This is a genomic window from Brachybacterium tyrofermentans (genome assembly GCF_014897585.1).
GTDB lineage: Bacteria > Actinomycetota > Actinomycetes > Actinomycetales > Dermabacteraceae > Brachybacterium > Brachybacterium tyrofermentans.
The window spans coordinates 1-22,694 of record NZ_JABUXW010000042.1 but is presented as its reverse complement, the minus strand read 5'-3'; the positions used below and the strand labels follow the sequence as shown (position 1 = coordinate 22,694).

Annotated in this window: 25 protein-coding genes, 2 tRNA genes and 2 pseudogenes; 4 read left to right on the top strand and 25 right to left on the bottom strand. The window is 67.4% G+C overall.

What is annotated here, in order from left to right; all coding sequences use genetic code 11:
* Positions 1–7 precede the first annotated feature (7 nt).
* Positions 8–319 (bottom strand): hypothetical protein, encoded by a 312-nt coding sequence (locus INT49_RS19625; protein WP_193119434.1) that lies wholly within the window; start codon positions 317–319, stop codon positions 8–10.
* A 1,106-nt stretch (positions 320–1,425) separates the two neighbouring features.
* Positions 1,426–1,662 carry a hypothetical protein gene (locus tag INT49_RS19620; protein ID WP_193119433.1) on the bottom strand — a complete coding sequence of 79 codons (237 nt, stop codon included), beginning with the start codon at positions 1,660–1,662 and terminating at the stop codon, positions 1,426–1,428.
* Between the two features lie 5 nt (positions 1,663–1,667).
* On the opposite strand from INT49_RS19620, the pseudogene INT49_RS21670 reads away from it, so the two are divergent.
* A pseudogene (locus INT49_RS21670) lies at positions 1,668–1,979 on the top strand (helix-turn-helix domain-containing protein); the annotation flags it as partial.
* A gap of 80 nt (positions 1,980–2,059) precedes the next feature.
* Here INT49_RS21670 and INT49_RS19610 read toward each other — a convergent pair.
* Positions 2,060–2,133: transfer RNA gene (locus INT49_RS19610), tRNA-Lys, on the bottom strand.
* A 187-nt stretch (positions 2,134–2,320) separates the two neighbouring features.
* On the opposite strand from INT49_RS19610, the gene INT49_RS19605 reads away from it, so the two are divergent.
* The gene (locus INT49_RS19605; protein WP_193119432.1) at positions 2,321–3,217 is read left to right on the top strand and encodes an NAD-dependent epimerase/dehydratase family protein; all 897 of its coding nucleotides are present in this window, start codon (positions 2,321–2,323) and stop codon (positions 3,215–3,217) included.
* Between the two features lie 25 nt (positions 3,218–3,242).
* Positions 3,243–3,659 (top strand): YchJ family protein, encoded by a 417-nt coding sequence (locus INT49_RS19600; protein WP_193119431.1) that lies wholly within the window; start codon positions 3,243–3,245, stop codon positions 3,657–3,659.
* A gap of 168 nt (positions 3,660–3,827) precedes the next feature.
* On the opposite strand, the gene INT49_RS19595 is transcribed toward INT49_RS19600, so the two are convergent.
* Positions 3,828–4,286 (bottom strand): DUF3618 domain-containing protein, encoded by a 459-nt coding sequence (locus tag INT49_RS19595; RefSeq protein WP_193119430.1) that lies wholly within the window; start codon positions 4,284–4,286, stop codon positions 3,828–3,830.
* A gap of 119 nt (positions 4,287–4,405) precedes the next feature.
* Positions 4,406–5,161 carry an SDR family oxidoreductase gene (locus tag INT49_RS19590; protein WP_193119429.1) on the bottom strand — a complete coding sequence of 252 codons (756 nt, stop codon included), beginning with the start codon at positions 5,159–5,161 and terminating at the stop codon, positions 4,406–4,408.
* A 137-nt stretch (positions 5,162–5,298) separates the two neighbouring features.
* Between INT49_RS19590 and INT49_RS19585 the strand changes: the two genes are divergently transcribed.
* A tRNA-Leu gene (locus INT49_RS19585) sits at positions 5,299–5,380 on the top strand.
* A gap of 627 nt (positions 5,381–6,007) precedes the next feature.
* On the opposite strand, the pseudogene INT49_RS19580 reads toward INT49_RS19585, so the two are convergent.
* The 20 genes and pseudogenes from INT49_RS19580 to INT49_RS19485 form a co-directional block, all read right to left on the bottom strand.
* Positions 6,008–7,054 (bottom strand): annotated as a pseudogene (locus tag INT49_RS19580) (recombinase family protein); the annotation flags it as partial.
* A 55-nt stretch (positions 7,055–7,109) separates the two neighbouring features.
* A complete protein-coding gene (locus INT49_RS19575) occupies positions 7,110–7,253 on the bottom strand; it encodes a hypothetical protein (protein WP_193119428.1) in 144 nt (47 codons plus the stop codon).
* A 98-nt stretch (positions 7,254–7,351) separates the two neighbouring features.
* On the bottom strand, positions 7,352–8,035 hold the full coding sequence (locus INT49_RS19570; protein WP_226851037.1) for a hypothetical protein: 684 nt from the start codon (positions 8,033–8,035) through the stop codon (positions 7,352–7,354).
* A gap of 117 nt (positions 8,036–8,152) precedes the next feature.
* Entirely contained in the window at positions 8,153–8,644 is a 492-nt protein-coding gene (locus INT49_RS19565; RefSeq protein WP_193119427.1) for a single-stranded DNA-binding protein, read from the bottom strand.
* Positions 8,645–8,717: 73 nt separating this feature from the next.
* A complete protein-coding gene (locus tag INT49_RS19560) occupies positions 8,718–10,484 on the bottom strand; it encodes a TraM recognition domain-containing protein (protein ID WP_193119426.1) in 1,767 nt (588 codons plus the stop codon).
* A 75-nt stretch (positions 10,485–10,559) separates the two neighbouring features.
* Positions 10,560–11,105 carry a hypothetical protein gene (locus tag INT49_RS19555; protein ID WP_193119425.1) on the bottom strand — a complete coding sequence of 182 codons (546 nt, stop codon included), beginning with the start codon at positions 11,103–11,105 and terminating at the stop codon, positions 10,560–10,562.
* A complete protein-coding gene (locus INT49_RS19550) occupies positions 11,102–11,533 on the bottom strand; it encodes a hypothetical protein (RefSeq protein WP_193119424.1) in 432 nt (143 codons plus the stop codon). Before INT49_RS19550 ends, INT49_RS19555 begins: the two co-directional genes overlap by 4 nt.
* 77 nt (positions 11,534–11,610) lie before the next feature.
* The gene (locus INT49_RS19545) at positions 11,611–13,134 is read right to left on the bottom strand and encodes an ATP-binding protein (protein ID WP_193119423.1); all 1,524 of its coding nucleotides are present in this window, start codon (positions 13,132–13,134) and stop codon (positions 11,611–11,613) included.
* Positions 13,135–13,190: 56 nt separating this feature from the next.
* Complete coding sequence (locus INT49_RS19540) at positions 13,191–14,654, bottom strand: SCO6880 family protein (RefSeq protein ID WP_193119422.1); 1,464 nt, start codon at positions 14,652–14,654, stop codon at positions 13,191–13,193.
* A gap of 185 nt (positions 14,655–14,839) precedes the next feature.
* A complete protein-coding gene (locus INT49_RS19535; protein ID WP_193119421.1) occupies positions 14,840–16,300 on the bottom strand; it encodes a conjugal transfer protein TrbL in 1,461 nt (486 codons plus the stop codon).
* A gap of 34 nt (positions 16,301–16,334) precedes the next feature.
* Entirely contained in the window at positions 16,335–16,658 is a 324-nt protein-coding gene (locus tag INT49_RS19530; RefSeq protein WP_193119420.1) for a DUF6112 family protein, read from the bottom strand.
* 85 nt (positions 16,659–16,743) lie between these two features.
* Positions 16,744–17,049: a DUF6112 family protein gene (locus tag INT49_RS19525; RefSeq protein WP_226851035.1), complete on the bottom strand. Its 306-nt coding sequence runs from the start codon at positions 17,047–17,049 to the stop codon at positions 16,744–16,746.
* A 78-nt stretch (positions 17,050–17,127) separates the two neighbouring features.
* Positions 17,128–18,285 (bottom strand): M23 family metallopeptidase, encoded by a 1,158-nt coding sequence (locus INT49_RS19520; protein WP_193119419.1) that lies wholly within the window; start codon positions 18,283–18,285, stop codon positions 17,128–17,130.
* Positions 18,286–18,299: 14 nt separating this feature from the next.
* A complete protein-coding gene (locus INT49_RS19515; protein WP_319021709.1) occupies positions 18,300–18,914 on the bottom strand; it encodes a hypothetical protein in 615 nt (204 codons plus the stop codon).
* Between the two features lie 157 nt (positions 18,915–19,071).
* Positions 19,072–19,536: a hypothetical protein gene (locus tag INT49_RS19510; protein WP_193119417.1), complete on the bottom strand. Its 465-nt coding sequence runs from the start codon at positions 19,534–19,536 to the stop codon at positions 19,072–19,074.
* On the bottom strand, positions 19,523–20,626 hold the full coding sequence (locus INT49_RS19505; protein WP_319021708.1) for a ParB N-terminal domain-containing protein: 1,104 nt from the start codon (positions 20,624–20,626) through the stop codon (positions 19,523–19,525). Before INT49_RS19505 ends, INT49_RS19510 begins: the two co-directional genes overlap by 14 nt.
* 14 nt (positions 20,627–20,640) lie before the next feature.
* Entirely contained in the window at positions 20,641–21,264 is a 624-nt protein-coding gene (locus INT49_RS19500) for a hypothetical protein (protein WP_193119415.1), read from the bottom strand.
* Positions 21,233–21,484, bottom strand: a complete 252-nt coding sequence (locus tag INT49_RS19495) for a hypothetical protein (RefSeq protein ID WP_193119414.1) — start codon at positions 21,482–21,484, stop codon at positions 21,233–21,235. The genes INT49_RS19500 and INT49_RS19495 overlap by 32 nt, the downstream gene beginning before the upstream one ends.
* A 262-nt stretch (positions 21,485–21,746) precedes the next feature.
* Entirely contained in the window at positions 21,747–22,187 is a 441-nt protein-coding gene (locus INT49_RS19490) for a hypothetical protein (protein WP_193119413.1), read from the bottom strand.
* Positions 22,180–22,650 (bottom strand): helix-turn-helix domain-containing protein, encoded by a 471-nt coding sequence (locus INT49_RS19485; RefSeq protein ID WP_193119412.1) that lies wholly within the window; start codon positions 22,648–22,650, stop codon positions 22,180–22,182. The genes INT49_RS19490 and INT49_RS19485 overlap by 8 nt, the downstream gene beginning before the upstream one ends.
* Positions 22,651–22,694: the final 44 nt, after the last annotated feature.

Genomic DNA, 22,694 nt, shown 5'->3' with positions numbered 1-22,694 from the left:
AGGCGGATCAGCAAGCCGCTTGAAACTCCTCATCCACAGGTCTTGACAATATCTCCAGCAGAGCCACGATCTGATGCAGCACCTGACGGCCAGCAGTACCGGGCACGTCCACATCGACCACGAACGTCCGGCACATGCCGTGAGAGTTGTACAGCAGCGCCGCAGCCGGCTTCCCCGGCACCTCGTCCGTCAGATCCCGCTCATCGCGCGTGGAGTACTCCCACTTGTCTCTCCGGCCGTCCCAACGCCCGACCCGCACCCGAGACCGACCAGCGATCGACCACGCGAGCAGCCACGCCGCTTGTTGATCGGCTGTCACACTCCGACGTACCATGAGCCGTACACCTCCTGTCGATCTTCTTGATTGATGGGGACTAGGACTCGGAACAGGCCGCCAAACCTTTGAAGTTCCGAATCCGTCTTTCCGGAGCGCCGGCCCATTGGGTCGGCGCTCCGTTTTGCTCAGGCACTGCGCCTCACGACTTGCGTGCGGCGAGGAGATGCCTCGGGGTCGAAAAGCTCGGGCTGCAGGCGACCTGCTGACGTCCCGCCTCGAGACCGTCGCGGATGGCGCAGCTCCCGGGCTTGACGCGCCTGCCAGGCGGTCACAGTGATCGCATCTCGAGCCCGCTCGGCACGAGCACATTCGGCGAGGAGGGACCATTCGGGATGCCGTTCGGTCCCGAACAGCAGCCACCCCATCGCCCGCACTTGGCGCCTGCTCAGACCTACCCGAGCCATCGATGCGCTCTCACTGCAGAAGCGCGACAAACGCCGGCGCGTGGTTGCGCTCGTCATCCCGGCGCCCGCGTCGTCCGCGACTGCGATGTCTGCTGCGACGTCCAGCGCGGTTCGGACGGCGATAGCTCGAATCTGGAACCTCCCGACTAGCAAGCCAGCGAACTGTCGCGATACGCGGGGAGGTCCAGACTCTGTCGATTGCGGGCTTCGCGCCCACGCTGCAACCACATCTCTGCGCTCCAGGAAGGCTGCCCCCGAAGGTTCACTCATGCCCTCGAGGTGAGTGACCGGAGTGTGGCCGGCCCGTACCTGCCGAGCTTCCACGCCCATCCGCTCAGACAGCACCGCGCGAGACGTATTCGCCGACACAGCAGCCACGACGTACCCAAGGGGGTTGTCCATCGCCAGGATCCGTCGCACGTTGGCTTCGAGGTCCACGCCGGCCGTTCCGCTCACGACCATCACTGCTTCGGAGAGGACATCTGAGGGATCAGCCATGACCCCGCTCGTACCAACCTGCGCCTGGATCCAAGCTGACTTGCGCTGGAGCAAGTCACTCATCAGTTCCACGAAGTCCGCGCCAGCCTGCCCCTGCCATCCAGCAGGATCCGTAGCCAGCCGCTCGAGCAAGGTGCAGAAGCCCTGGTCGTCGCTCATCCCGTTGCGAGACATCAGCGCTCGCCCTCACGCCTGATCGCTCGAGGAGACGGTGCCACGCTCAGACTCCGCGGCTAGCAGCCACTTCCGCAGCATCTCGCCCTTGACCTGGACTGCTCCATCCGTGTCCACCACGAGCCGATAGGCCAGCTCCCCCCAGTTGGGAGGGCGCACCGAGCGTCGTTGCTCCATCGCCCACTCCCACAGCCCGCCATGCCCTGCTTGCCTGAGGAGTAGGTCTGCGCGGTCAGCGTTGGGAGTCATGACACATGACCATAGTCGCGTTTATCCGACTCGGCAACATGCATGCACGACCAGTCTGTGCATCTACGCGTCAGTGGAATAGGATTACCTGCATGAGCGCGATTAATGAACGACCAGACACGGAAGAGCATGTCGACGATGACGCCCGAATCTCAGCAGCCGTGCGGGCACTGGCTGCCGGCACCGGACTCAAGAACGCCGACCTCGCCCCTGTCCTGAACATCCATCGAGCATCGGTGTTCGCGAAGCTGAAGGGAGAAACTCCCTGGAAGGCAGGCGAAGTCGCCACCCTCGCGCGCTACTTCGATGTACCCGTCGGCGACATCTTCGACGGCCTCGGACTGTTCCGGGACACGAAGAAGCCCCACCGGAGAACCGGTGGGGCTTCGACTGTCGGTGCGCCATCAGGGATTCGAACCCCGGACCCGCTGATTAAGAGTCAGCTGCTCTAACCAACTGAGCTAATGGCGCCGAACAGGAAGAAACATTACCCCCCACCCTCCGAGTCGCCAACTCGAGAGGACCCTCTGTGAGCGAGCTGACAGAACACCTCCCGTCCGCGGACCTGACGGAGCGGGCGCGGCCGATCGCATAGACTTGCTCCTCCCAGGAAGTTCGACGCACGAGGGTCAGCAGGCCGTCGGTGAAGGAGGTCAGCGTGAGGATCGCGGTCACCGGCGCCACAGGCGTGCTCGGCCAGGAAGCTGTGGAGGCGCTCGTCGCCGCCGGGCATGAGGTCACCGGCATCACCCGACGCGACTCCGGGATTCCGATCATCGAGGGCCGCGGCGGCAGGGCAGTCGTGGCCGACGTCTTCGACGCCTCGGATCTCGCGCGCGCGTTCCGCGGGTACGACGTCGTCATCAACACCCTCGCCCACGTGCCGGTCGGCATGGCCGGGCTGCGCCCCCTCGCCTGGCGGGAGGACGACAAGCTCCACCTCGAGGCCTCCGTCGCGATCGCCAAGGCCGCGGCTCAGGCGGGCGTGGGCAAGCTGATCCAGGAATCCACGATCTATCTGTATCCGGACAACGGGTCGGAGTGGATCGGCGAGGATCTGCCGCTCAGCGTGCGCAACCAGGCGTTCCGCCCGCGCGTGGCCGAGATGCGCGCCGCCGTGGACTTCGCGGCCGCCGGCCGCAGCGCGGTCGTGCTGCGACTGGGACTCCTGTTCGGCCGTGACCCCCACACGACGCACGCGCTGAAGGCCACCCGTGAGGGCGACCCGATCCTGCTGGGCAAGCCGGAGAACTACGTGACGCTGCTGCATCACACGGATGCCGGGCGCGCCTTCGTCGCCGCCCTCCGGGCGGACAGCGGCTTCTACAACGTCGGCGGCGAGCCGATCACCAAGGCACGCTGGGCGAAGGATCTCGCGATGGAGGCGGGCGCGCAGAACCCCGCCAAGTTCTACCCGGAGATCACTCAGGCCATCGTCGGCACGAGGCTGGACACGCAGCGTCGTTCGCTGCGTGTCTCCTCCGTGCGGTTCATGTCCGAGACCGGCTGGCGGCCGACGGTGGGCCCGTCCACGCCGGGCTGGTCCCGCAGCTGACCTCCCCGCGCGAGATACTCGAGGGATGAGCACGACGCGCACTCCCCCGGCCGACGAGACGCGCTGCCCCTGCGGGCGCGGGGACACCTTCGGAGCCTGCTGCGGCCCCGTGCTGCGTCAGGAACGCCGTGCCGCCACCGCGGAGGCACTCATGAGGTCCCGCTACACCGCCTTCGCGGTCGGGGACGTCGAGCATCTCCTGAGGTCCTGGCACCCGCGCGAGCGCCCGGACCGCGACGAGCTCGCGGACTCGCTCGAGGACGGGACGCGGTGGGTGCACCTGTCCATCCTCACGACCTCGGCAGGCGGTCCCTTCGACGACGCAGGCACGGTGGAGTTCACCGCCGTCGCCCGCACCCCGCAGGGCGGCCAGGAGCAGCACGAGATCTCCCGGTTTGTGCGCGAGGACGGCACCTGGCTCTTCGTGGACGGCGAGCTGTAGGGGACCACGACGAACAGGCCCGGAGCAGGCCAGGAGCGGACGCGGCACAGCTCAGGACCCGGTGAGGGGCGGGCGAGCTGCACACAGCGAACGGCGCCGGTCACCGAGGTGACCGGCGCCGTCGGGCGCGCGGTGCGGGAATCGTCCGCCGGGGACTGCCCCGTGAGGTCAGTCGCCGGCTGCGCGGGCCTTCGCCGTGGCGAGAGCCTTGTCGAGCTCGGCCTTGGCCTTGGCTGCCGAGGCCTTCGCCTTCTGCGTCTGCGCAGACGCCTGCTCGGAGGCCTTCTTCGACGTCTTCTTGACGTTCTTCGTCGCGGCCTTCGCAGTCTTCGACGGCTTCGCGGGCTTGTCGTCACCACCGGAGAGGGCGATCGCCGCAGCGATTCCTGCACCGATGAGCACCACGCCGATGACGCCGCCTGCGATCGCTATCGGGAGCGTCGAGGCGGACTTGTCGTCACCGGCGTCGGAAAAACCCTTCACCGAACCGACGAGCTCGTTCTTCCAGCGGGTCGCCGCGTTCTTCGGGTTCACACGGTCGACCAGCTCGTCGATGTCCGACGCCAGGTTGTCCTGCCGCCGGTAGGCCTCGTCGCGCATGTCGTCCAGGCTGTTCTTCTTGGCCACCACTGCCTCCGGGGGTCGTCAGGGCTTGATCCCGCTGATCGTATCGCGAGCAGGAGGTCGCGAGGTGACCAGCCGGGAATCAGGCGTGATTCTGGGGTCGTCTGGCTGAACCGGTCGGTTCAGCCCTGGGTGCGTGCCAGGAAGTCGTCGGCGCCGCCCACGAGCTCCACGTGGCCGGTCTCGACGTCGGCAGTGGCCATCGCCGCCACCTCGGCGGCGAACTCCTCGACGGAGTACAGCTTGCCGGCGGCCTCTCGCCGCTCCTCGAGCGCACCGGGACGCGCACGGTTCAGCAGGGTCGCGGTGACCGTGCCCTCGATCATGTCGCCGGAGACGACCACGAAGGAGATGCCCTTCTCGGACATCTCACCGATCCGCGCGGTCAGCGCCTTCTCCCCCGCGTTCTTGGACCTGGCGACCTGCTCGTACTCGGGCATGGTCTCGACGTCGTCGATGAAGTGCGCCTGGTGGCTGGTCACGAAGACCACGCGGCCGCCGGTGGACAGCCGCTCGAGGCCCGCCGTCAGCGCATCGTTCTGCGCGTCGCGGTTCAGGCGCATCGCGTAGTCCTCGCCGAGGTCCGCCTCCATGCCGCCGGAGGCGTTCAGGACCAGCAGGTCCAGGCTGCCGAAGGTGTCGATGGCCGTCTGCATGAGGGTGTCGACGCCCTCGGCCTCGGTGAGGTCGGCGCCGACGGCGACGGCCTTGCCGCCGGCGGCCTCGATCTCCGCGACGACCTTCTTCGCGCGGGGTGCCTTCTGGCGGTAGTTGATGACCACGGCGGCGCCCTGGTCGGCGAGCAGCTTCGCGGTGGCGGCGCCGACCCCTCGGGAGGAACCGGTGACGACGGCGGTCTTGCCTGCGAGGGCGCTCATGGGGGACTCCTGTGATGCTGGGGATCGGGAACGACGAGGTGGAGGCTGCGGTCGCCCAGGACGGGCGAGGTGCATCGCGCCACCAGCCCCACGAGCCTACCCGGAGCATCCGGCGGCTGCAGATAGGCTGGGCGGGCGCGCGAGTGGCGGAATCGGTAGACGCGCTGGATTTAGGTTCCAGTGCCCCAGGGCGTGAGGGTTCGAGTCCCTTCTCGCGCACTCAATGAGCGATGTTGTAACCCGGGCCTGAAGAAACAGGTCTTGGGTTACAGCATCGCTCTCCTCGTCTGAGGACGAGCGTGCTTCGGCCCAGGTGAGGGCTTGCTGCTTCGTGGTCTCGTCGAGGATCGTGGCGAAGGGCGCTGCGGTGTCTGCGGCGAGGGTGTCGCCCTCGTTGAGGTAGATGCGGGTGAAGAAGGTCTGGTTCGCGAGGCGCTTGTTCTGGTCGTCGCAGCGTTCGTAGATCGTCGCGAAGTCGCGGGCGAGGTCGAGGGCTCCGTCGATGAGGTCGCGGGCTCCTTGGTAGTCGTTGTGGTGCTCGGCGATCTGTGCTTCGATCCCGTCGAGTTCGGCGCGAAGTCGGGTCTGGAACTTCTTCAACTGGTCCAGGGACAGCGCGTCGGCGAGGTGGGCTTCGAGGAGCTTGTCCTGCTCAGAGTGGATCTGCTTGCGGCGTTCGGTGAGATCGCGGATGGACTGGTTCGTGCCCGCGGTGAGCTGATCGAACTCGTGGGTGAGCATCCCCCGGAGCGCGTCGGTCATCGCTGGGGTGAGGGTGATCCGCTGGTAGTAGTCGGCCACGAGCTGCTCGACCCGGTCGACTGGGGCGTAGGGCATGTCGCAGGTGGTGCGCTTGTTGTTGCGGCCCAGGCAGATGAAGTACGGGTAGATGTTCCCGTGCCGGTTCTTCGCGTGGATGATCGTCATCCGTTGGCGGCACCGGCCGCAGTACAGGGTGCCTTTGAGGTAGTGGTCGTGTTTCTGGGTGCGGACTCCGGACTGGGCGTGGGCGCGGAGCACGGACTGCACCTGATACCAGATCTCGGGGTCGATGAGGCGTTCGTGGGCACCGTCGTAGCGGACGCCGCGGTAGACGACGTCGCCCTTGTAGTACGGGTTCTGCAGCATCCGATGCACCGACGACAACCCGAGCGGACGTGCGGGGCGTTTCGGCGTCGGCACGCTGCGCAGTCCCTTCTGGGTGAGTTCGGTGCGGAGCTGGGCGAGGCTGTAGTTCCCGGACGCGTACGCGGTGAAGGCCCACTTGACGAGGCGTGCCCGGTCGAGGTCGAGGGTGATGCCGCGCACTTCACGGCCGAGGTCGTCGCGGTGGAGGGTGTTGCGGTACCCGATCGGGGCGCGCATGGGGGTGCCGCCGGTGGAGGCTTTCTGGACGAGGCCTTTCATGACCTCGTTGGCGAGGTTCACGGAGTAGAACTCCGCGATCGAGGACATGATCCCGTGCAGCAGCATCCCAGACGGGGTCTCATCGATGTTCTCCGTCGCCGACACCAACAGCACGCCGGCCTCGCGGAGTGCGAGGTGGATCTCGACGTCGTCGGCACGGTTGCGGGCGAGCCGGTCAACCTTGTGGACGATGCAGTACGCCACCTTGTGCGCCTTGACGTACGCGATCATCTCCCGCAACGCGGGACGGTCGGCTTTCTTCGCCGACTCCCCCGCATCCACGAACTCTTTCACGATGGCCGCGCCAAGGGTGTCGGCTTTGGCATGGTTCGCGGCCCGCTGCGCCGGGATCGAGAACCCTTCGTCGCGTCCGCCCTTGGTGGCCTGCTCCTTCGTCGAGACCCGCAGGTAGGTCACTGCGGGAGCAAGCAGCGTTTCCGCAGACGGAACGGCGGGTGGTGTGGTCGTGTCAGTGGGATACAGCATGGCGGGGTTCCTCGACTTTCTCCCCGCCAGTGCCTGTTCTGGGCGGGTGGTGATGTTACCTTCCTTCGGCAGTGAGATCCCGGTCCGCGCCGGGTTTCAACACGTCCGGTCGCACGATCACCGGCTCGGCGTCGGTGGCGCGGTTCGCGTGGGCTTCGGCGAGGGTGAACCGAACGAACAGTTCCGTCAGCGCAGTCATGTTCGGACGCTCCCGGTGCACCACCCGGATCCCGTACGAGCGTTCCGCTTGCGGCACATACCCGGTCTTCCGCTGATACGGGCGACGCCTCGCGGCCATCACCCGGCCTGCTCTTCCTCCGAGATCACCTTCCGGATGACCGCGTCCTGCTCCTCACGCCGCACGGCAACCTGCTCGGCGACGAACGCGAGAAAGTCCTCCGTCCGCTTCACAACAAGGCGTTCGGCGGTGTCGGGCTCGGTCCAGTCCTCGGATTCCCCGCCGGGCCAGGTGGTGATGCGGGTGGGGCGGTCGCGGTCGAGGCGGGTGCCGGAGATCGTGACCCAGTCCCGCAACCGCTCCCTGGCGAGGGAGAAGTCGTGGTGCCAGGCGAGGGCTTGGTTGCCCTTCGCTTGGGGGTCGAAGCAGAACAGCCAGTGCTGGCGGAGGGCGGAGAGTTCCCAGAGGAGTTCGGGGTGCCGGTGCCACATCGGCGGGATGACCTGTGCGGGGAGGCCGTAGGTGTGGCGGAGCCAATCGACCCAGGCGTTGAGCTCGAGGAGCTCTGCTTCGAGGTCTGCGGGTGGGAGGGTGCGCCAGTTGATGGGGCGCGCTACCGCGGTGAGTGACTTCGCCAGGTCCGCCTGGAAGGTCTGCTTCGCGAACGCTCTCGCTTTGTCGGCGATGTCGGCGGGGAGCCCGGACAGGTCGATGCCGTCGAAGTCAGGCCCCTGCACGATCGGGTCCGAGCCTGACGGATCGGGATCGGGCAGGTCGGGTGGGGTGGGGTTGTCGGTGGTCATCAGAACTCCCGGAACAAGACGAGGCGAAGAAGGAGAGCCGCGGAGGATGCGGCGAAGTGAAGGCGGGTGCGGCGGCCAGGTGGAGGTGGTGGGGTTGCTGGTCGCCGCACCCGCGGCTTATCGGGCGACCGCGTCGCGCTGCACGGAAGCAGCGCTGGTCGCCGCGGGTGGTTCCGGGTCGAGCTGTGCTTCCCGTTCGGCGAGAGCCTGCTGCACCTGTTCCCGCGCGGGGGTCTCGCGGTGCGGGGTGTCGCGTTCGGGTGGGGTGCGGTCGACGGTGTAGCGGGTGAGGTTGTTGTCGTGCCCGATCCGGGACGCGACGAACTGCTCCCGTTCGGTGCCGTCGCTGCCGGTGTAGGTGAGGGTTTCGCCTTCGGCGATGAAGTTGTCGCCCTTGCGGAACTGCTCGTGGGCGAGCTCCGCGGAGCGCCGGAACATCACCAGGTCGGTGTACTCCGGTTCGAGCTGGGTGAATGTGCCGTCCTGTTCGAACCGGGCCTGCGGCTGCCCGACGCGCATGTAGACGCGGACGTCACCGTTGCGTGTGAACGTCGGCTCCGGGTCCGTGGCGACGAATCCGGAGAGGGACTGCTTGGTGCGGATGGTCATCAGCGAGTACTCCTATCGGTCTCACACCCGCGACTGCGGGGGCTACCGGACAGGTACGTGCCCCACCCCGGTGCTATCGGGCACCGCTCTGCAGCAGCTGCTCGACCTCGCCCCGGTCTGCCCGGAGTTGCTTCGCGTCGGCACGGGATGGCCAGGGGCGCAGGGTGGTGATGATGGGGCGTGCGGTGCGGAGCATCACCACCCCGGTCCCGAACGGGAGCGTGCGGAGCACGTCCGGGGGCAGGATCGGGACACGCCGGATCGACCGCTGTGACGAGTGCGCCCCATACGCGTCTGTCGTGACGCTGTCGGTGGTTTCGTCGCGGTCGCCGATCAATGTGGAGAGGTCTTGCAGGTCTCGGGAGTTGGAGGCTCCGCCGAGGATGATTTTGACGATGGAGGCGTCCCAGATCGCGTTCGCTTGGTTCTCACCCCACTTCTCCCGCGCCTGCGCAAGGGACTGCAACACGGGGAGTGGGGTGATGCCGGTGCCGCCACCTTCCGCCATCAACGTCGGCAGACTGGGCAAGGGCGCGAGGTTCCCGATCTCATCCAACGCGAGCAACAGAGGCGGGTCCATGCGTGCACCCGGTGACCGGGCGGCGATCTTCCTAGCCGTCTCGACAAGGTCTTCGATGAACGCCGCGACCAGCGCGGACGACGCCCCGGCGCCGGCACCGGTGGCGAGGAGGTAGAGGGTGCCGTTGCCGAGGAGAAACTCCTCCGGGTCGAACTCCTCACCCGGCCCCGGGGACACGGCGTCGAGAACGCGGGGATCGGCGAGGGCAGAAAACGCGAGGGACACACCCTGCCAGATCGAATCCCTCGTCCGCGGGTCTGCCTGCACCATCGCATCCAGCGAGTCCGCCCATCCTTCTGCCGCTCCCGGATGCGAGGAGAGGATGCGGACGGCGTCGGCCGCGAGGGTCGGGTTCAACGCCCACTGATACAGGGTCTTCGCACCCCTACCGTCGAGAGCGGCAGCATGAAGGAGGGCTTGGATCGCGGCGGTGGTCTTCCCTTCCCAGAACCCGGCGTCCTGGACACCGCCGAACCCGGTGGCAGTGGCGAGGCCTTTCGCGCGGATCATCGCCGTCAGCGGATCCTGGCAGCCCCGCACCGGCGACCACCGCATCCCCGCAGGCAACCCCGGGGCGAGCTGCTGCGGATCAAACACCGCCACCTTCCCTTTTTGCTCCCGTGCTTTCAACGTCGCGGTGAGGTTGTCCGGGCGTGTGGAGGTGGTGATGACGGCTCCGGGGGCGTCGAGGATCGCATTGATCACCACATGCAACCCCTTCCCTGAACGGGGCGGCCCGATCAGCAGAATGCTGTCTTCGACCGTCGCCCAGACCTGTCCGCCCTTCCCGGTACCGAGGAGATACCCGACCTCCTCGGGGTGAGGCTTCTCGGTGAGCAAGGGCCGCAACGTCGCAGCCTTCTTCACCAGCGCTTTCGGTGACGCGACGCGGGCGACCTCGGCGGCGGTCGCGGTCCCCGCGAGACGGTGCGGGTCTGTCTTCGACCGGGCACGGTGAACCGCCCGCACCACGAAGAACCCTGCCGTCCCGAGCACGCCGAGGAGCAGGGTGACGACGGCCCAGTAGGCGAACGGGTTCAGGCCTTCCGCGCCGAGCGCCACCCCGGGGTCTGCGGGGGTGGCGAGGACGGCGATCCCGGTCGTGAATCCGCCGGCCGGTTCGGGCAGGCCGGTGAGGAACGCGGCCGCGGAACCCGCGACCCGCAGGATCCCGGTGAACACGGCGGCGGCGACGAGGGATCCGAGGGTGAGGTTGATGAAGAGGTCGTTGGCGGGTTTCGCCTGCACAGGACCAGACACAATGAACGCACCTTCCCGACCCCGCAGAAAGAAGGCGGCGGGGTCAGGACAACAGGTACGACGACCAGCGGACGGTCAGCCGATCTGTTGCACCGAGGTGGTGCCGGAGATCCGCCCCAGCAGAATCACCTCACCGCGGATGCTGGGCTGCTCACCACGATCGATCAAGGCGCGTACCGTCCCGGTCGGGCCAGCGGAGCTGTGGCGCAGGATGAGAGCGACGGCAACGTCTTCACCGGGCACGAACCCGTCCGCGGTGAACTCCAGAAGGCTCGGCACCGTCACAGGTGCGGGCGCATGGTCGTCCGGTGGAGCGAACGGCGACCGCGACTCCGGCGTGGGCGGGGTGAGGATGTCCGCATGGACACTGCCGTCCAGTTCTCGCACCTCCACCCGAGTCGCTGACCCGAGCCGAGCGACGAGCTCGGTCACCGTCCCCGTGATCTCGTCTCGGCGGATCGGGGTCGCGGCGAGACGGTCACCGTTCACCGTCACGACCAGCATGTCCGCGTTCACGGCTTCGAGGAGGATCTGCGGCAACACCGCAGGCACCACCACCCCCGGTTTCGGGGTCACGGAGGGCTGCTGGGTGCGGGGCTGGTGACGGCGTCGAGGGGTCATGTCAGGAAGGTGCGACCCGGCCCCGAACGCCCCACTCTGTCATCGGCGATGGGGTCGGTGGTGAGGGCTTCTTCCCGGGCGATGAGCTCGCCCAGCGCGTCCGCCCACCCACCGGCGATCTGCAGCAACGTCTCAGAGTCACCGGAGGCGACTTCACCCTCGGCGAGCGTCACCCACGCCCAGCTCCCATCCGACTGCGGTAGCCGAGCCTCGGATGCCCACGTCCAGAACACCGGGACTCGGTCCTCGTCGGACCAGTCGACCCCAGGCGGGTACTGCTCCTCGATCGCGAACCGCGGCGACGAGCCGTGCAAGGGATACAGCACGAAATGCCCAGCCCCGAACGTCACCGGATCCTCATCCAACAGGATCAGGCGGTCCTGGGATTGCTGCTCGATCCGATGCAACCCGTCATCCAGCGCCATCATGTTCGGCACCAACTCCTCCTCCGACAACCCGTCCGAACCACGTGAGGCCTGGTGCTCCGGGGCATGGCCGTCTACGCTCAAGACAGGTCTCCAGAGCGTTCTGGATTCGTGAACTCGCGGGAAACCTGGGTCATTCGCTGGGTCGTGTCGAAGGCCCGATATTCCTCGGGATGTAGTTGGTGCTGGACCACGTATGACGATTCTTTGATCCGCCACAACCCCTGCCCCGTCCCCAGGGACGGGAGGAGTTTCTGTTCGGTGCCGGTGAGGCCGAGGGTCTTCCCGGTGGTGCCGATCTGGTCGGCTTCTTGCCGGTAGATGATCCGCGACTCCGCGTTCGCCAGCAACGAGTTGGCGAGGGAGCGCATGGCGGAGCCGTGGTCGCCGACGTTGTCGAGGTCGGTGAGCTTGTGAAAGATCAGCAGGTTCGCGATCCCGTAATGGCGGGCGAGACGCCAGTGCGCGTCCATCCGCTTCAACAACGCCGGGTGCGACATGAGCCGCCACGCCTCGTCGTAGACCACCCACCGTTGCCCGCCGTTCGGATCCAGCAGCGCGGACTCCATCCACGCCGATGAACACGTCATCAACACGGAGATAAGGGTCGAGTTTTCGACGACGCGGGACAGGTCGAGGGTGATCATCGGCAACGTCGGATCAAACGTCACCGTCGACGGCCCGTCAAAGAGGCCTTGGAGGTCGCCGGAGACAAGGCGACGCAGCGCGTGGCCGACCATCCGCCCGTCCTCGGCGAGGCGTTCGTCGTCTGTGGGGTCGGGGGTGAGGATGCGGTCGACGACCATCGGCAAGATCGGCACATCGTTACTCGCGACAACTGCCTGGAGGGCGATATCGATCACCGTGTGCTCCAACGGCGACAACGACCGCTCCAACACCGTCTCCGCTAACGCTCCGATCAGATCCCTGCGGCGCGACGCAACCGTGGACGCCCATTCCGCGTCGGAGAGCCCGCCGGGCCGGTAACCCTCATCGAGCGGGTTGAGACGGTTCCGTAACCCGTGCCCGAGGACGATTGCCTTCCCGCCCACCGCTTCTGCGACGGCGGTGTGCTCGCCTTTCGGATCACCGGGGACGTACACGCGGCGACCGAACGGGATGGACCGGGTGTAGAGGGACTTGGCGAGGGAGGATTTCCCGGAGCCGACGATGCCGGCGAGGACGAGGTTGGGGGCGGTGATGATGCCCCGTTGGTAGAGCACCCACGGGTCGTAGACGAAGGATCCGCCGGAGTACATGTCCTGTCCGACGAACACGCCCTGGGAGCCGAGGCCTCCTTCGGCGAGGAACGGGTAGGCGCCCTGCAATGCGGCCGAGGTGTCTTGATGCGCAGGCACCCGAAACCCCCGATACGCCCTGAGCGCCGCCGCCCCTGGCTCGCCGCTCCTGGGGAGATAGTTCGTCGACCGTGCCTCGGCACGCTCCGCGGCAAGCTTCGCCTTCTCCGCGGCGCGTTGCTCGGCGTGCTCGCGGGCGATGACTTGCCGGGCGGCGCGCTCCCGGGTCTTGCGGTTCTTCCGGCCGGTGCCGTCCTCGACGAGGACGGTGGAGTAGAGCTTCTTCGGGCTGGTGTGCTGTCCCATGAGGGGTGGCCTTCCGACGGAGTGTGCAGTGACACCGGTCAGGTACGCCTCACGTCTCAGATGCCTCGGCAGAGCGGCAGCGCTGCCGCGACGAACGCCTGCGCCTGCTGCCCGACCAACCTGCGCGTTTCGCACGACGCCTGGATCGCTGCCTGCTCGATCGCGGAGACTGCGGCTTCGAGCTCGTCGGCGGTGGGTGCGGAGACGGCGAGGAGTCCGGTGTAGCGGAGGACGCCGTGGCCGCTGGTGAGGTCAGCTTCCTGCTGGAGGACGTCTTGGTACTCGGCGGACTGTTGGGCATCTTCGATCTGCCCGACCTTCTGCCGCTGCGCCGCATCACTGATGTACTCGGTCTTCTTCTTCCGGATATCGCGTGCTGCCTGATCACTGCGGATCGGGTCACACAGCAGCGTGGACGCGCGCCGGATCCCACTGGAAAGCAGCACGGGGGCGAGGAACCCGGGATAGACGAGCGAGCGGGGCCACTCGCTGATCCACAAAACCGCGTGATGTGCGCTGTCGGAGCGCAGCTGGTCCCAGGTCTCTTCCACCGCGACGGGGCCAGCCGTCGCGAGGTCTTGTCCAATCTCGCCGGAGCGTTCCAGGGTGGCGGCGATCGCGGGGTCGTACGCACTGCGGAGCATGATGGCGAGCTGTCCCGGCGTGTACCAATCGGAGGGTTTGAGGTCTGCGGTGCGCAGCGCGGTGGTGAGGGTCTCCATCTCCTGCTTGAGTACGACGGCAGCACCTTTGAGGCTGCCTCCTGCGGTGCGTATCGCGTGGGACGCGGCTCTCATGTCCAGGGAGAGGGAGATGGTGGAGATGTGGCGTTCGCCTGCGGGGCCGGCCCGGTCGATGAGCTCCCGGTACGTGCGGGCGACCCAGGAGTCGTCATCATTGCCCTGCTCGGCCCACCACTGCGCGAGCCCCGACCCGGAGTCAGGGACGGTGCGCTCCAGGACTTGGAGGCGGGCGATCCGGGTGGACCGGCACGCGGTGGACAGCACGCGGCCCCAGGCGTGGACGCGGCGCTCTTGCTCGCCCGGGTCGAGGAGGATGAACGAGGGATGGGTCACTTCCACCAGCGCGGTCAATGTCTGCCCGTGTGGGTCGTGGACCATGACCGCACCGTTCTCGGGATCCTCGTACTGGCGTAATGGTGCCGCATCTCCCGGCAGCGCGAGCGTCCCCGCCGGACGAGGCTTCGCCACGCGACGCCGGTATCGGGTCTGGTGGAGCGCCTGCCGGAGGACCCAGTGCAGGGTGATCGGCACCCATTCGACGAGCTTCCGGCCCCCGACCGGCACCCAGGCGAGAGCTGTGGCGGTGCCCCAGATCGGCGACGTGTACAGGGCTGCGGGGCCACCGGTGTAGAGCGAGGCGATGAACACGGCGACCGCGACGGAGAGGGCGATGACTTGTGGGAGGGACAGGCCGAGGATGATGCCGCGTCGGGTGAGGCGGGAGAACTTCACCGCTGACAGTTCGAACTCGGTGCGGGTGGACGCGGTGCTTGCCATAAGGTGCTCCTGACGCGGTGGGTGTTCGGGGTCGCCGGTCAGGTACGGACACCAACAGGTGGCGGTGGCCCGTGAACCACCCGCTCGGGTCAGGTCGCTGGCTGACTATCCGGGGTGTGTTGTTCACGGGCCACCGCCCAGATGACGGAGTGCTTCACCTCCTCTCCGACGCCGGTCCTCTTGCCTCAGGTCTTCGGTGTGGGCTTCGGTGGCGGCGGAGCCTGCCCACCGCCGTCGTTCCCAGGCGGCGTCTGTGGCTTCGGCGCAGGCGCGTTCGGGGCCGGTGTTGTGGGCTGTGCGGGCGGTACGGATTGGTCCGGGGGTGGTGGGGCGGCTTGCCCCTCGCTGGCGGCTCCGGCGTGGTTGTCGGCGGTGCGGCCGATCGCGCCGCCGAGCTTCGGGCCGGCCTCCGCTGCACCCTTGGCGATCTTCGCCCCGGCGACAGCTGCGATCCCGACCGGGCCAGCAGCTGCTCCTGCCCCGGCACCGCCTGCTGCGGCAGCGCCGCCGCTACCGGCCGCTGCACCACCCGAGCCTGCCGCCGCACCACCCGAGGTTGCGGCCGTGCCGCCACTCGCTCCCGCAGGTGCTCCGGCAGCGGGCTGCGGTGAACCACTCGGTGGCGGCGGATTCCCACCACCACCGCCACCGTCGCTCTTGCCATCTCCGCCCCCGGCGTCGAGGATCTTCTGCGGGCCGCCACCGTCGGGTTTCCCGGGGAGCGGGAGGGGCCGGTTCATGGCCTGCTTCGACTCCTGCTCTGCGCTCATGACGTGGTACATGTCGAAGCCGACGAAGGAGATGAATTTGTAGACCATGTAGGGGGCGAACGCGGCGATGAACATCAGCACGATCCCCGCGATCGGATCCGCAATCGAGGACAGGTCCATGTCGATCGGCGCGTTGACCTGATTGATCGCCACCAGGAACACCACCACGATCACGAGCTTCGAGAAGATCAGCGCGAGCACAAACGACGCCCACTTCCCGAACCACCCCTTCGTCGCATCCCACGACGCCCCCGACAGCGCGATCGGTGCCATCACGACGGCGACGAGGATGAGCGCTTTGCGGATGAGGAGGCTGAACCAGACGATTGCTGCCGCGCAGATCGCGAGGAAGCTGAGGAAGATCGTGATGATCGCCCCGGCTCCTGGTGCGGCGAGGTTGATCGCGGTGAGCCCGGCGACCAGGACACCGATCTTCCCGCCCATTTCCTCCAACGTGGTCCCGGTGGCCTGGATGATCCCGATCGAGAGCTGGTCGACGATCTCCAGCAGTGTCGCCGTCAATGTGATGACGAGGAACGACCCGAGCACCGACTTCGCTAAGCCCAGGGCGGCGCGGGACAGGGCGGTCGGGTCGCGTCTGATCAGTCCGGTGATGAGTTGGAGGCAGAAGAAGATCAGCATGAGGAAGATCGCGATCCCGAACATCACGTTGTACACGCCCACATACCCGGCCCCGGTGATGTCGACCAGGGTGGTGGAGTCGAACAGCGCCCACACGCCCTGGAAGATCCAGGACGCAGCGTGCCCGATTGCTTGGGCGAGCCAGTCGAATGGTGCAGCGACGAGGGTGGCTGCGCCTTCGCCGACGGCGTCGCAGACGTTGCTGATGATGGGGACGTCACAGATACCAGCCACAACACCCCTCCCTTCCGTGGGTTCGGGGTGGTGGTTAGGAGACGGTCTGGCCGACGTTCCAGAAGAAGTTGATCAGCGTCACCGACGCGCCAGTGATGATCGCGGCCCCGCAGGAGATCAGCACCCCGACCTTCCCCCGCGACGCCAAATGCGGGTTCGACGAGTTCGACCCGAAGCCCCAGACCACAGCACTGACGATCAGGGCGAGGACGGACAGGATCAGCCCGATCGTCATCACCGCCCCCACCACGGTCCGCAGCGCGGCGATACCGGGCAGGCCGGAGTCGTTCGGGGAGATGTCGATGTTCGCGGGCAGCACCGCACTGATGGCGGTGAGAGTGTCGAGAACGGCAAGCATGGGTGGCTCCTTCACAAACGATCGCCCCGTACCCGGTCGTGCGGGGTCACTGGGACAGGTGCGATGCCGGAACGTGCGACCCGGCTCAGAGGGTGTCGCCGAGGCTCAACAAGAAGTTCATCCAAGTCACCCCGGCGCCTGCGAGAACGGCGGCTCCGAGGGCGACGAACACCCCGACTTTCCCTTTCGCGGCGGTCTGCGGGTTCCCGGCCGACGAGGACACGGCCCACACGATCCCGGAGACGACCAGCATGAGCACCGAGACGATCAACACGATCGTCAGCAGCGCACCGACGATCTCGATGAGGGTCGAGCGGCCTCCGACACCGGACAGGTCCGGGTAGACGTTCTCGGCCGGTAACAACATCAGGGCCAAGACGGTGGTGGGCATGCGGTTCTCCTCACGACAAACGGGGTGGGCGGGCACCGGTCAGGTGCGCCACCCACCCGGGTTCAGGGGTCGCTCTGGTCAGGTGGTGCAGCCCGGCCCGCCGCCGACCGGGGCGTCGATGCCTTCCACGCCGTGTTCTGCGAGCCACGGTTCCGGGTCGACGGCGGGGGCGTTCGCGCCGCCGGGGTGAATCTGGAAGTGCAGATGCGGGCCAGTCGACTGGCCGGAGGATCCGACGTCGCCGATGTGTTGCCCTGCGGTGACCCGGTCACCAGTGGTGACGTGGATGCCGTGTGCCCACATGTGGATGTACTTCGTCGCGACCTTCTCACCACCGATGGTGTGCTCGATGGTGATCTGCCCGGAGAACCCGTCGACCATCCCGGCGTAGGTGACGAGGCCGTCGGCGAGAGCAAAGATCGGGGTGCCGTCGGGGGCAGCCCAGTCTGTCCCCGCATGCAGGCGCAGTTCCCCGGTGATCGGGTGGACCCGCGGCCCGAACGACGACGTGTGCACATAACTGCCCTCCGGGAGAGGAAACACCAACCGGCCCGTCTCCGGGATGTTCGTGTCCCCAGGAACACCACCACCGCTGCGGGTGAGGGTGTCGAGGATGGTGCGGGCGACGGGCTCGTAGTTCTGATACCGATCCGGGTACGCAGACACTTCGACGGCTTGGGCGGCTTCGCCCTTGTCCATCTGCTGCCACCCCGGGATATCGAGCAGCCCACGCGGTGAGGGATAGTTGGGGCCGTCAGGTCCGCCATAGAACGCCCGCGCCTGATAGGTCGTGTCCATGAGCTCAGCGACCGTGCCCCACCCGGACTGCGGGCGCATCTGAAACAGACCCAGCGAATCGTGGTCGGACCCGTTGCCGTCGTTCGGATAGTTCCCGGACTCGGGGTAGGTGCCGGTGTTCGCGAGTTGCCGCAGCGTCGACTCCGTCAGCGCCGCCATCAACGCAATCAGAATCCCGTCCCGCCCCACCCCGGGGATGCTGCTGCCGACGGTGATGATGGTTCCGGCGTGGGTGAGCTGCTGCCGGTTCAACGTGAAGGTGTATCCGTCTTTCATGGTGACCTCGAGCGAGTCGGGGATCGGGCCGAGGACGACACCGCTGGCGATGCAGTTCCCCTGGTTGAGGACGGCGGGGTTCACGAGCACGCCGATGCTGAGTAGCCCCAGCATGGGGGCGAGCATCATGAACGTGGCTGCGGCAGCGAGGAACTTCTTCATGACCGTGCCCCGTCCTATCGGAGGGGGTTGTCGAGTTCGGACAGGCGCAGCAGATGGCACCGGTCGAACACCGGCTCACAGGACACGAACACCGTGAACGCCACCGCATGCGAGCTTTCGACGGGGTCGTCGTACCAGACGCCGTCCCGGTGCCTGATGCCCTCGACCGTGTAGGCCACCGTGCCGTCGGCGATCTGCCCGCCGGAGGCGGCGACGACTTCCTCCCACTGCTCCGGGATGTAGATGCGGTCGATCTCGATGTGCTGGCGGGTGCGGTATTCGGCAAGATCCCGCCACGTCGACGCCGACGGGAAATACCCGTCCAGGTCCGCGATCAGACCCGGCGTCTCGGTACCGGACGGGTCGGCGTCCTCGATCAACACCGCTCTGTGATCCGAAGGCGTCAGCAGGGTGAAGGTGTCCCAGTCGAACAGCGCCCCAGCGACCGCACGCACGTAGGTCTCGGGGTTGTTCGTGCGCGGCAGGGATGGCAACTCGGCCTCTTCCGGTTGTCCGTTCGGGTCGGTGGGGTGTACCGGTGCCGTGGACGAGTTCGGGGTGTGATTCCCGGGATCATCAGCGTCGCGGGGGCCGGTGATGAGGCCGTAGATGCCGATCCCGGCAAGCACCGCGATGACAAGCCCGGTTGCGGTGAGAGTGATGATCAGACGGCGACGACGCTGCTGGTCGTCGGAGTGAGGAGAGGACATGGGGCGGGGCCTTCCAGCAAGAGGGCGGGCGGGGTCACCCGATAGGTGCGCCGCCCGCCCGCCGTCTGCTCCGCGCTCAGCGGGTGAGGCCCGTGCCCTGGCTGGTGTGTCCGCTTGCCGGGGGGTCGGGCGCGAGTGCCGCTTCCCGCTCGGCGAGGACGTCGGCGAGCCCTGCAAGTCGTGTCGGCGCGGCCTCGGACTGCCAGGCAATCCGCCCGTTCTCACTGTGGGCTTTCATCACGAGCTGGACCACCTGATCCGTGGAGGCAGCGGCAACCGACAACCACCCACCCGCCTTCACCGCGTGATCGTGCCCCGCCGCCCGGTCACCGTCGTCGGTCGCGGCGAACGGCGCGTTCCGTTCATGCCAGGCCGCGAGCTGCTGCAGCCCCTGCTGGAGTCGCGACAACGCCAGATGCAACGACCCGAGCACGTAATACGTCTCCTGCGGGGTCTCGATCTGACGGGTCGCATACGCGAGTCCGCGCGCGGCTTGCGCGAGCTCGTCCGCGTCCTGGGACGGGTTATCAAACGTCGGCATCGCCGGCCTCCTCCCGCCCCGCACGGGCCTCTCGTGCATGGTCGAGGAAGCGGCCTGCTTCGGTGATGTAGGTCTCGACGAGTTCCCACTGCTCCCCGTCGGCGTACCTTCCGAAGTCCTCGGGGTTGTAACGGTCCCACCAGCCGTGCTCCCGACGCAGCAGATCAACGAGCTTGCGGATGGCATGCTTCTCCCGCAGCAACGGGTCCGCGTCCTTCCACCCCTCCCGCGGAGCAAGCGCGGCAGCATCCTTCCGCAACTGCCCCACCCGGGAAAGCGCCCGGGTCGCTTCCTTCATCGCATCCTTGGGATGCTCCTGCGCCTTCACCACCTCGAGCTCTGCCGCCGCCGCCTCTCGGACTGCGTCGGGCTCGTCCGGGTCGACCGCCCAACGGTCGAGGGTGTTGAGTGCTTGGAGGAGCTTCACCCGCAGGTAGCGTCCGTTGACCTTCCCATCCGTGTTCAACTCCAGGAGGGCTTCGGCGGCGGCCTGCCGCACCTCGGGATGCTCGGCATCGGACGCGGCAATCTGCTTGAGCTCCACGACCTGATCGAGCATCGAGTGCGAGTCCCTGCCGGTGACCGCTTTCGCTGCCTGTACCCGTGTCTTTCCTCCACCAGTAGCTCCTGTCTGCTGCGGGGGTGTTGAATCAACACCCCCGTGCATTCCACCCTGTGGCGCGGCATCTTGGGCCTGCGCGATTCGTTCGTCGCGGGTCTCGGAACCGAACCTGGTCGCGGTCTCACGCCGTTCGGCTTCTTCGGCGTAGAGCTGCTTGAGCTCCTCGTAGAGCTCTGCTTGTTCGATGGGGGTGAGCATCTTGTGGAGGGTGTTCTCGTCCTGGATCGCAAGAACAGTGGAGAGCTTGTCCGAGACACCCTGCACAACCCACACGGGCACGGTGCGGTGCCCGAGGGTGCGCATGACGGCGAGTCGGCGGTTGCCGGAGATGAGGACGTTGCCGGTGGTGATCACGATCGGTGACAGCAACCCGAACCGACGGATCGACTCCGTCAACTCCTCCAGATCCCCCAGATCACGCCGGTAGGAGTGACCATCGATGATCTGATCCGTCGCATGCTCCAACACCAAATGCCCCCGACTCACGACTCGCCCCCGTTTCCCTCTTGCTCGTCAGGTATGGAGGCCATCCGGCGGGAGGTTTCGACGAGGGTCTCGTCGCGGAGCAGGTCGGCGACATCGTCACCGAGCAGGACCCGGGCGAAGAGCCCGTAGTCCCCGCTCTTGCGCCGCCCGGTCTTCGTCCCGACGACCAGGCGGACGAGGCTTGCCCATTCGTCGGGGGTGTAGCCGAGGCGGATCGCGATGTGTAGTTCCTTGGCGACGATCTCGAGCGCGGAGCTGCCGGATGAGAGGCCGGTGATGCGGTGGGCGATGTAGTCCACGGCCTGCTCGACGGGACGGGCGGGCCAGTCGGTGAGGACGAGGAACACGCAGGTCGCGCGGATCACCCGATCCACCGACCGGTCCTCCCCGCCGTGACCGTCGGTGTGGAGGGGGTGGGCGTGGGGGTGGACGTCGTAGAAGAACTCCTCGTAGTGCCCGGCCCGCATCGGCTCCTCCGCGGGCCGTTTCGACGGCCGCCGCGCCTTGTCTTGCGACGTCATGTTCCGGTCGGCGTGGACCTCGGCGGCGATGCCGAGCGCGACGGCCCGCGTGATCACCGCCCAGGGATCATCCGCGCGCAGGGTGGTGGGTTGTCGCATCGCGAGGAATGCCTCGTAGGCGGCGTCGGCGGGGTCGCGGTGCCAGGCTTTTGCGATCGGCGCGTCCGGTGGCGTAGAGCATGAGCTCTGCGGCGACGGGGCTGGTGGCCCAGGCGTTGTGCTCGTTCAGCTCGGTGAGCAGCTCGCGCAGCCCCTCACTCGTGCGGAAATCCGGCAGCGGCAGTTCCGCCGATGTGGGTGTGGATGTGTGGTGGTTCAAAGCGACTCCTGAAACGTGATGAGATCCGTCAACAGATAGGTGCGACACCCATCCCGACGAACCCCGAAGAAGGGGTCGCTGACCACCGCCACCGCGGGCACGAGGGCCGTGCGGAGGCGTCACGGAGCCAGCAGACTCGCCGCGTTCGCGCGGATCTGTGCGGTGCCGTCCGGTGCGACGGTGAGCAGCCGGGCGGCGAGGAAGGTGGTTTAGGGGGTGTGGGTGTCGTTCGGCACTCGGGTGGTGCCGGGACAGGCAGCGGTCACCGGCTCACCCCCGTCCTCCCGACCCCACGCCCCAGGGCGCTCGTCGGACTGCGCAGATCTGGATCCAGAGCCTCCTGGCGGCGGGCGAGACGCTCCTGCAACTGGGCGCGGCCTTCATGGACCCCGTCGAGGACCGCGTCCCGCAGGCGCGTGTTCAGCTCGGCCCCACGGTCCAAGACGATGGCCCCGGCACGGGCAGCGAGATCCGTGGGTCGCACCCACTGCACCCCCGAACGAGGCGAGATCGGACCGGCACCGCCCCCTCGGGCGAGAGTGGGGTCGCCGTGAGTGGCGAACTCCGACGCCCGCGCATCCTCGGCCACGTCACCAGGCGTTGGCGTCGCTGGCGTATCTGTCTGCGCGTCCGCCTTATGGTCGTGTTCCGCGAGGCGCTGTTGGTCGATGTGCTGGGGGTCGGGGGTGGTGGGGTCAGTCATGGGGGTCTCCGTCCTGTTGACGGTCAGGTGCGTTCACCCACCGGCCGACGGTCGTGGGGTGCACCCCGAGCTGCGCGGCGATCTGCCGCTTCGACACACCCTCCGCATCGAGCGCAATCGCCCGAACCCGGGCATCTCCTCGCTGCCCCCGTCCTCCGCCGGTCGCCACCGGCCGCGCCACGGCCGTCGTGTCCCGAGGCTCGGGTGCTGCGTCCTGTTCGGACCGGTGTGGGGCGTCGACCGACGTGGCCGTGGTGGTCTCGTCGGCTACCAGCAGCGGAGGGGTCGATTCTCGAATGGTCGGGGTGGGTGTGGTGTTGCGGGTGAGTTCGACGGTGAGATGCGTCATCGCGAGCAGCACCAGCGGTGGTACCGACGCGACCAGGGCGGCGATGAGGGCGGGGACGCGGGTGTCGGCGGCGACGACCGCGTGGGTAATGTTCGCCGCCACAGGGCCTGTCAACTTGTCTGTGTAAGCGAGGTGTTCACAGGTAGGGGGTGATCCGT